Genomic DNA, 9,550 nt, shown 5'->3' on the forward strand with positions numbered 1-9,550 from the left:
TGCAGATGCCAGGCGGCGTCGGCTTTGGCGCTCAGCACGGTGTCGAGTTGGCTTTCGGTCAGCTCGGTCACCACGGCGTCATCGACGATTCCGGCGGTATGGATGACCGCGGTCAGCCGGTGGTCGTCAGGAATCGCGTCCAGTACCGCGGCCAGCTCCGCCCGACTGCTGGTGTCGCAGGCCGCAATGGTTACCTCAGCACCCAGCGCGCTCAACCGCTGCACCAGCTCCCCGGCGCCCGGAGCATCCGGGCCGCGCCGCGACACCAGCAGCAGATGGCGCATGCCGTACCGGGTGACGAGGTGCTCGGCGAAGACACCACCCAACATCCCGGTGCCCCCGGTGATCAAGACCGTGCCCTGTCGATCCCATACAGCCGGCGGAATCAGCACAATCTTTCCGGTATGGCGGGCTTGGCTCATGTCGCGGAACGCGTGGCGCGCCTGCAGCAGGCCGTAGCTGGTGGTGGGCAGGGGCCGCAGGATGCCCGCGGCGAACAGTCCGGTCAGCGTCTGCCATGCCGGACGAAGCTCCGCCGGACCCGCCACATGCAGGTCATAGGCCTGGTAGACGACGCCGGTACCAGCCTGGGCGACGTCGTCGGCCGCGCGGATATCGGTCTTGCCGATTTCGACGAAGCTTCCGCCGCGGGGCAACAGTCGCAGCGAGCCGTCGACGAAGTCACCGGCCAGGCTGTTGAGCACCACGTCGACGCCCTGCTGGTCGGTGGCAGCGGCGAACGCTTCGACGAAATCCAGCGTGCGCGAGGAAGCGATGCACTCGGGCGCCACGCCCAACCCCTTGAGCACGTCGTGCTTGCGCGGGTGCGCGGTGCTGAAGACTTGGGCGCCAAGGTGATTGGCGATCTGGATGGCGGCCTGGCCGACCCCGCCGGCGCCGGCGTGGATGAGCACGCGTTGCCCGGCGCTGAGCCCGGCCAGCTCGACCAGTGCAATGTAGGCCGTCAAAAACGCCACCGGGACCGATGCGGCCTGGGCAAAGGACAACCCGGGCGGGATCGGAACGACCATGCCCTGGTCGGTGACCGCCGTCGGCGCAAACGCGTTGTTGGGGAACAACCCCATCACCGCGTCACCGGGCCGCAGTGCGGTCACATCGGACGCGGTGTCGATGACCACGCCGGAGGCTTCGGCGCCCATGCCGTCGTCCGGGATGGCGCCCAGGGCAACCACGACGTCGTGGAAGTTCAATCCGGCGGCGCGGATCGCGACGCGAATCTGTCCCGGCGCCAACTCGTCGACCGCCGCGGTTGGCACCAGCGTCAGATTGCTCAGGTCACCCTTGCCGGTGGTGCCCAGTTGCCAGGCGGCAGACGCCGGCGGGATCAGGGAAATACTCGGGGTCAGCCGCGGAGTGTGCGCGCTGCCGTGCCGCAACGCGAGCTGGGGTTCGGCTACCCGGCGGCCGACGGCGGCCAGGATGTCGGTCAGCCCGTCGGTGGTGCCGTCCGTGTCGAGCAGCCCGATCCGCCCCGGATGTTCGTTCTGGGTGGCGTGGATCAGTGCCCAGGCCGCGGCGTGCGCCAAATCGGGAGCGCGGTCGTGAGTGCTGGTGGCCACGGCGTGGCGGGTCAGGACGAGCAGGTGGGTGCCGGCAACATCGGAACGGGCCAGCCAGTGTTGCAGCTGGGTCAGGGTGTGCCTGGTGAGGGCGTGGACTTGCCCTACCGGATCCTGTTCGCCATCGGCTGGCGGCAGGACCCAGATCACCAGATCGGCGTGGGCTAGGTCCGGATCGGAGAGGTCAGTGTGGCTGGTGGCCGACCGCAGGGCAGGTGCCGGCGCGCCGGCCTCATCGCTGACGACCGCCCAGGTAGCCGACGCGTCCGCCGCGGGAAAGGTGTCGGGTGGCAGCGCCGGCCAGTCCAGCTGAAAAAGACTGTCGCGCAACGCCGGAACGGCTGTGGGTTGGGGCAGGGAATCGGGGACGCTGCGCAGTGTCACCGTGGTCACCGTGATGACCGGGGCGCCGGTGGGGTCGCTGGCGCGCACGGTGTAGGTGTCGGCACCGGTGCGGGTCAGGACAACGTTGAGGCGGGTGGCCGCGGTGGCGTGCAGCGTGATCCCGGTGAGCGCGAACGGTAACCGGGGGCCGGCCGATTCGCCATTGCCGTCGTCGAGGGCGGTTAGGGGGTGCAGAGCGGCATCGAGCAGTGCGGGATGAATGCCGAAACCGGTGACGTCGGTGTCGGCCGGCAGAGCGACTTCGGCGTAGACGGTGTCGGGGCTGCCCGGCTCATGACCGATCCCGACCAACCCTTGGAAGGGGCCTTCGTAGTGCCGGCCGAGCGCGGCCAGTTTGTCGTAGAAGTCCTCGGTCTTGACGGCCTCGGTGAGCGGCAGCGGCATGGGAGCGGGGGCGCCGGGCCGGTCGGCACTCAACGTGCCGGTGGCATGCAGGACCCAGACACCGCGTTGCTGGTGCTCTTCGCTGGTCCGGGTGTGCACGCTGAACGACCGGCGCCCATGCTCGTCGAGGGGCTGGACGGCGACTTGCAGATCGGTGGGCAACTGTGGCGCGAGCACCAACGGCGTGTGCAGGATCAGCTCGTCGATGACGGGGCAGTCGACGTGTTGACCGGCGTGCAGGACCAGCTCGAGGAATCCGGTCGCCGGGAAGACGACGCTGTCGTGGATGCGGTGACCGGTCAGCCAGGCGTGTGCGCCGGTCGACAGCCGCCCGCTGATGACGATCTGGTCTTGATCGGCCAGCTGGGTGAGCGCACCCAGCAATGGGTGCCCGGGACGGTCCAGGCCGGCGGCGCTGACGTCGGCGGCGACGCTGGGTGTCAGCCAGTAGCGGCGATGCTGGAAGGGGTAAGTGGGCAGCGCGGTGGTCCGGGCTTCGGGGTAGAGGACGCGCCAGGCTGGGCTGTGCCCGCGGGTGTGCAGTTGAGCCAGCGCACTGCCCAGCGTGTCGAGGTTGGGCCGGTCGCGGTGCGAGGTGGCGATGACCGCTGACTGGCTAAGTTCCGCAGCATTGCTGAGGGCGTCGGTGATCGCGGGAGCCAGGACGGGCTGGGGGGATAATTCCACGAATGTGTGCTCGCCCTGAGCGAGCAACCCCGCGACACTGTCGCCGAAGCGGACGGTCTGGCGCAGATGCTGCGTCCAGTACTGCGCCGAGGTGAGTTCTTCGGCAGTGGCCGGTTGTCCGGTGAGGTTCGATACGACCGGCAGCAGGGGCGGGTGGTAGGTCAAACCGGCGGCGATGGCCTCGAATTCGGGCAGCGCGGGATCCATGGCCGGTGAGTGGAACGCGTGACTCACCGCTAGCGGCGTGGTCTTGAACGGACGCTTGCTGCAGTCGTCGCGAAGGCTGTCGATCTGGGCGAATGGCCCGGCGACGACGAGGGAGGTGGGGCTGTTGATCGCGGCAATCGCGGTGTCGGGGTAGTCGCCGAGCAGTGCCGTGACGTCGTCTTCGGTGGCCTGGATGGCCAGCATCGCGCCGGGTGCGCACGCCTGCATCAGCCGGCCCCGGGCGCTGACCAGCACCGCGGCGTCGGCAAGCGAGAACACTCCGGCGAGGTAGGCGGCGGTCAGTTCGCCGATGGAGTGGCCGAGCAGGCAATGGGGGTTGATGCCCGCATCGGTCAGTACCGCGTGCATCGCCGCTCCGAAGGCGAACAACGCCGGCTGGGCGTAGGCGGTCTGCTGCAGCAACGCCGCCGACGCGGTGTCCGGCGCGGCGAAAAGCACCTCGCGCAATGACACGTCGAGATGGGGATCGAAGGCCGCGCAGACCCGGTCGAGAACATCGGCGAAGACGCGGTGGTTGGCGTAGAGCTGGTGGCCCATGCGCGGGTATTGGGCGCCCTGACCGGGCAGGACGAAGACGATCTTGCCGCCGGGCTGGGCCAGATGGTGCTGAGCCAGGAATGGATGCGGCTCGCCGGTGCGCAGCGCGTGTAACCCGGCCAGCAACTCGGCGCGGACGTCGCCGGCGCCGGCCGGTGCGGTGACCGCGGCCCGGTACGGATGCTGACCACGGGTGGTGGCCAGGCTGTAAGCCACATCCGTGACGTCGGCTTCGGGGTACTCGACAAGGTGCTGATGCAAGCGATCGGCGTAGGCGGCCAGTGCCGCCGGGCTGCGCCCCGACAGCGGCCATACCCGCAGCGCGGTTGAGGGGGTCGGCGCGGCAGCCGGCTCGGACGGAGCCGGCGCGACGGGAGGCTGCTGAACGATCACGTGCGCGTTGGTGCCGCTGATTCCGAATGAGGACACCGCCGCGGTACGCGGGTGGTCGGTGTCCGGCCAGGTGATCGGTTCGGTGAGCAGGCGCACGGTGCCGGCCGACCAGTCCACGTGCGGGCTGGGACGGTCCACGTGCAGGGTGGGCGGCAACACGTCGTGGTTAAGGGCGGCGATCATCTTGATCAGCCCGGCGGCCCCGGCGGCGGCTTGGGTGTGGCCGAGATTCGATTTGATCGAGCCCAGCCACAGCGGATGCCCGGCGTCGCGGTGAGCGCCGTAGGTGGCGATCAGCGCCCCGGCTTCGATCGGGTCACCCAGTGTGGTGCCGGTGCCGTGCGCTTCGACGACATCGACGTCGTCCAGGCGCACCCCCGCATTGGCGGCGGCTTGCTGGATGACGCGCTGCTGTGCCAGGCCGTTGGGGGCGGTCAAGCCGTTGGAGGCGCCGTCCTGGTTGATGGCCGAGCCGGCGATGACCGCCAGCACGGGGTGGTTGTTGCGGCGGGCGTCGCTGAGGCGTTCCAGCACCACGACGCCGGCGCCTTCGCCCCACCCGGTGCCGTCGGCGGCGGCGGCGAACGGTTTGCACCGCCCGTCGCCGGCCAGACCACGCTGGCGAGCGAACTCGGTGAACGATGCCGGGGTGGTCATGACGGTGACGCCGCCGGCCAGGGCCAGACTCGATTCGCCGTTGCGCAGCGACTGACATGCCAAATGCGTGGCCACCAGCGACGACGAGCAGGCGGTGTCCACGGTGATCGCCGGCCCCTGCAAGCCCAGCAGATATGCGACGCGGCCGGAGGCGACGCTGGTGGCGTTCCCGGTCAGGCCGTAGCCTTCGGCCCCGTCCGAACCGGCGTCCCCGTACGGCTGTGCCCAGGTGCCGGCGAAGACTCCGGTGTCGGAGCCGACCAGTGCGGTCGGGTCTATACCGGCGGCTTCCAGCGCCTCCCAGCACACCTCGAGCAGCAACCGCTGCTGGGGATCGGTGGCCTGGGCTTCGCGGGCGGAGATGCCGAAGAATTCCGCATCGAAGTCGCCGGCGCTGGGCAGGAAGGCGCCGTGGCGGGCGTAGGTCTTGCCGACCGCATCGGGGTCCGGATCGAACAGCTCCGCCAGGTTCCAACCACGATCGGTGGGAAAGCCACCCATCACGTCGGTCCCGCTGCTGACCACCTCCCACAAGGCGTGGGCCGAATCAATCCCGCCGGGAAACCGGCACGCCATGCCGATCACGGCCACCGGCTCGTCCGCGACCACCACTGCCTGGGCCGCACTGACTCGCCTATCCCCGCCGGATAGCTCGACTTCCAAATACTTGGCCAGCCCCGACACCGAGCCGTAGTCCCAGCCGACCGTGTCCGGCAGCTGCAGCCCGGTCGCCGCCGCCAACCGATTCCGCAGTTCGACCGTCATTTGCGAGTCGAACCCGAGCTCGGTGAAGGCGCGATCGCGGTTCACCGACTGCGGGTCGGACTGTCCCAGCATCTTGGCGGTCTCGGAACTCACCGCATCGGCCACCAGACGGTAACGCTCTTGCTGCAAAGCCGACAGCCGCTCGGTGAGTGTCATCGAACCGGCGCTTTCCTGATCCGACTCCGCTGCCGCCGCTTGCGCGATGGACGGCAGCTGCCAAATCGGTTCTGTGGGGGACTGCCGCCGAAGCGCGGTGCGCAGCAATTTGCCCGTCGCGGTTCGGGGGAGTTGTTCGACGACGGCGAACCGGTGCGGCACCTTGAACGACGACAGCTTGCCGAGCAGCTCCTGATGGATGTCGCGGATCACCGAGTCATCCAGGGGGGTACCGGAACTGGGCACTAGAAAGGCTTGCAGGACCGATGCCCCCGACGGTTCCCGCAAGCCGACGACCGCAACCTCGTCGACCGCGTCGTCTTCAGCGATCAGCCGCTCGACCTCCAGCGGGTTGACGTTGACACCGCCGATGTTTTCGACGTCGTCGGCGCGACCGCGGTAGGTGATCCAGCCCTCGCTGTCGACGCAGACGGTATCCCGGGTGTCGAGCCAGCCCCCCTCGTGCAGGGCAAGCTCTCCCGGCCGGTTCCAGTAGCCAGGCGCGATAGAGGGGCCGCGAACCCACAGATCGCCCTCGATTCCAGGTCCGGCAACCGTGCCGTCCGGGGCCACCACCAGCAATTCATAGGGTGGGAGAACCTTGCCCACTGTCCCGAGACGCCATTCGTCGACGCGGTTGGACACGAAGGTTTGTCCGACCTCGGTCGAGCCCAGGCCGTCGAGAATCGGGACGCCACCAAAGAATTCGGAGAGTCGCTTGCCGAGTTCGAGGTCCAGTGCCTCGCCGGCTGACACCGCGCAGCGCAGCGAACGGAACGCGTCGGCAGAACACGTGTCGACGATTCGCGCAAAGAAGGTGGGGACGCCGTAGAGCACCGATGGCTCGAACTTCCCACACAACTGCGCGGCGAGTTCCGGACTGATCGTCGACTCGTTGATTACCGCGGAGCTACCCGAGGCCAGGGGGAACCACACCGAATTACCCAAGCCGTAAGCGAAATACATGCGTGCGCTACTGAGGCCGATGTCTTCGGGGGTGAGCCGCAACGCGCCGCGGCACATGGCTTCGACAAACGTCAGCGCATCAGCGTGCCTGTGCAGTGCGGCCCTGGGCGCACCCGTCGTACCGGACGAATACGTGGCGTATGCGATGGCGTCGCCATCGATCTGCGCATACGCTGCCGGTTCGGCTTGCGCTGCATCCGAGAGCAGCTCGGCGGCGTCCACCACCGGCGCGCGGTGAAACCGGTCGCACAGCGCGCTGGAGGTGACGACCAGCGCCGGCTGGCTGTCCCGCTGGTAAAACGCGTGTTCTTCAGGGTGCAGCTGCGGATTCGCGATGAACGCCGTCATCCCCTGGCCTAGACAGGCCAGCAATGACTGCACCAGCTCCAGTGAATCCGGCAGACACAACAGGACGCGGTCGCCGGTGCCAAGGCCGCGGTCGCTCAGCACCCGGCCAATGCGTGCGGCGCCCTCGTGGACTTGCCCGTGAGTTACGACATGCGGCGCGTGGTAAGCAGGCTTGTCCTGCCATCCCGCGTGCGCGGCCCGCTCGGCGAGCAGCCTCGCCAGATTTCCGTTGCCCATTTTTAATGACCAGGCCTACGTTGTGACTGACCGTCGTTGCAATTCGATGCGGATCAATTGGGAAATACGTGCAGCGGAAAGTATTCGGTGACGGTGACCACCGGTCGGCCCCCGATGATCATGCGATAGCGGCGGCCGACTGCCTTTGAACCGGAATTCCGGCACCATGCGGCCGCGGCCCAGGTGGGCTGCTCTCCCATCCAGACTTCCGGCGTGTCCTTGAAGATCTCCATGCACCCGCCGACCATCAGCTCGCCGATAGGGCGGTTCGTCCTGATCAAGCTGGCGACAATGGCGGGCGGCAGGTGATCAATCGCGATTGCCGACTCCGCAGCTACGAAAGGAATTCCCGAACGCCGGCCTTTGAGCAGCACATTGCGTTGCATGGTCCGCCCGTGCGACTCCGGTGACTCCGCAGTCTCTGAGGCAGTCTCTGAGCTGCTGGGGTGTATCTGCTGTTCGACGATCTGCACATCGACGTCGTCGTCCTTGACGATGCTGAGAATTCTGGTGAGGGTCCCGTTGGTGGCGATAAGCATCCGCAAGTCGCGACTGAGCTTCCGAATTTCATCTTCAGACAAGTTGTAGCGGCTGCCCGATCGTTTTTCCGCTGTGGCTCCGTGTGGCGATTTCGGCTGGCCGACCGCGACCTCGGGAACGCTGAAGAAGCGGGTGTGAGCGGTGTCAACGGTCATGCTGGCCTCCTCGAAACGGGACTCGAAACGGGACTCGAATCGACCCTGGGAATAAGCGACTGGCGGCCCGAAATCATCGGCCGACATGAGCGAACGGGGTTTCTTCGTATTGATCAGTGGCTTTGAATACTTACTGAATGCAGCAGCGCGGCCATGACGTTAATCAGGGCAAGGTGGCGGGACCATGGGCACAGTATCTAGAGAACTCTGCGGCGACCCGGCAATGTGCACAGCCACGGCGGCATGGCTGGCGGCAGCGCTGGGCGCGCCCATCGCGCGGCGGCCGGTGAGCACGGCTGCCACAGTGGTCGCGGTGGCCGTGCCGAGCCGCTCCGCAGTGGGCTCGGCGGCGCGGGATCCCTTGCGCCACAACCTGTATCGCCGTCCGGTGCGGTGCTTCGGCAAGCTTGTGCCGCGCCGCCTGAATCGCGGGCACTTATTATCGCGCGGACGAATTGGGTCACCGGCGGCAACGGCGTAGTCTGCCGCGTGTCATGTGTGCCGCCAGTGTCAATGTGCGCTCTGCTGCACCCGACAGCGCCTTAACAGTGCTGCTTGCCCATAGTTAGGCGTTGCTCTCCTGCACTAATTTGCTGCGCACGGATGCTGACTCACCCGCGGGCGCTGGCATGGAAAACCCATTCGCAGCGACGACAGCGCTTCGGCAGTTAAGTCACGTTCGTACCCCAAGGCAGATTACTGAGCGAGTTCGAACTACTTCTCCCGAGAGGCCGTTCAGTGGCAGGTCAAGAGGAACTTCATAAGCCGATTGCAATCGCGGGTGCGGCTCGCCGCCATCCCGGTGGCCCGAACTCGAACTCGGCCGCTAGCCGGCCATACGCACCTGACGCCGCACCCTTCTCGCCAGCACCCGAGACCATAACTTCCGGAGAGAGATGGACGACCAACTCACCAAGGTAACCAAAGCCCTTCGGAAGGCCGTCGGCCAGATCGATTGGTTGAAGCGGCAGAACGAAGCTCTAATTTCACGTTCCAGTGAACCGGTGGCGATTGTGGGGATGGGGTGCCGGTTCCCGGGTGGGGTGGATTCGCCGCAGAAGTTGTGGGAGATGGTTTCTGGTGGTGTTGATGTGGTGTCGGAGTTTCCGGTTGATCGTGGGTGGGATGTGGAGGGGATATTCGATCCCGACCCGGACGCAATGGGTAAGACCTATACCCGATTCGGTGGATTTCTTTCCGATGTAGCCGATTTCGATGCGGCGTTTTTCGGGATCGCGCCCGGCGAGGCATTGGTAATGGATCCGCAGCAGCGGTTGTTGCTGGAGTGCTCGTGGGAAGCGTTGGAGAGCGCCGGGATTGACCCAACGTCGTTGCGCGAGTCGGCAACCGGGGTGTTTGTGGGCGTCATGACCGCTGACTACGGGTTGGGACGGCCCCAGGACGCGTCGGATGCGTTGGAGGGCTACGGGCTTACGGCTTCGGCATTGAGCGTGGCGTCGGGTCGGGTGGCGTATGTGTTGGGGTTGGAGGGGCCGGCGGTGTCGGTGGATA

3 protein-coding genes are annotated in these 9,550 nt (G+C 67.0%); 1 reads left to right on the forward strand and 2 read right to left on the reverse strand.

Going from position 1 to position 9,550, the window contains the following annotated elements; all coding sequences use genetic code 11:
- Both BST12_RS27740 and BST12_RS27745 read right to left on the reverse strand, forming a co-directional pair.
- On the reverse strand, window positions 1-7,343 hold a 7,343-nt coding region (locus BST12_RS27740; protein WP_083116399.1), incomplete at its 3' end, for a type I polyketide synthase.
- Window positions 7,344-7,396: 53 nt separating this feature from the next.
- Window positions 7,397-8,038, reverse strand: coding sequence for a chorismate--pyruvate lyase family protein (locus BST12_RS27745; protein WP_139801995.1), 642 nt, complete (start codon window positions 8,036-8,038; stop codon window positions 7,397-7,399).
- Between the two features lie 896 nt (window positions 8,039-8,934).
- Between BST12_RS27745 and BST12_RS27750 the strand changes: the two genes are divergently transcribed.
- On the forward strand, window positions 8,935-9,550 hold a 616-nt coding region (locus tag BST12_RS27750; protein WP_083116400.1), incomplete at its 3' end, for a beta-ketoacyl synthase N-terminal-like domain-containing protein.

Origin of the sequence: Mycobacterium angelicum (genome assembly GCF_002086155.1) — a bacterium.
Taxonomy (GTDB): Bacteria; Actinomycetota; Actinomycetes; order Mycobacteriales; family Mycobacteriaceae; genus Mycobacterium; species Mycobacterium angelicum.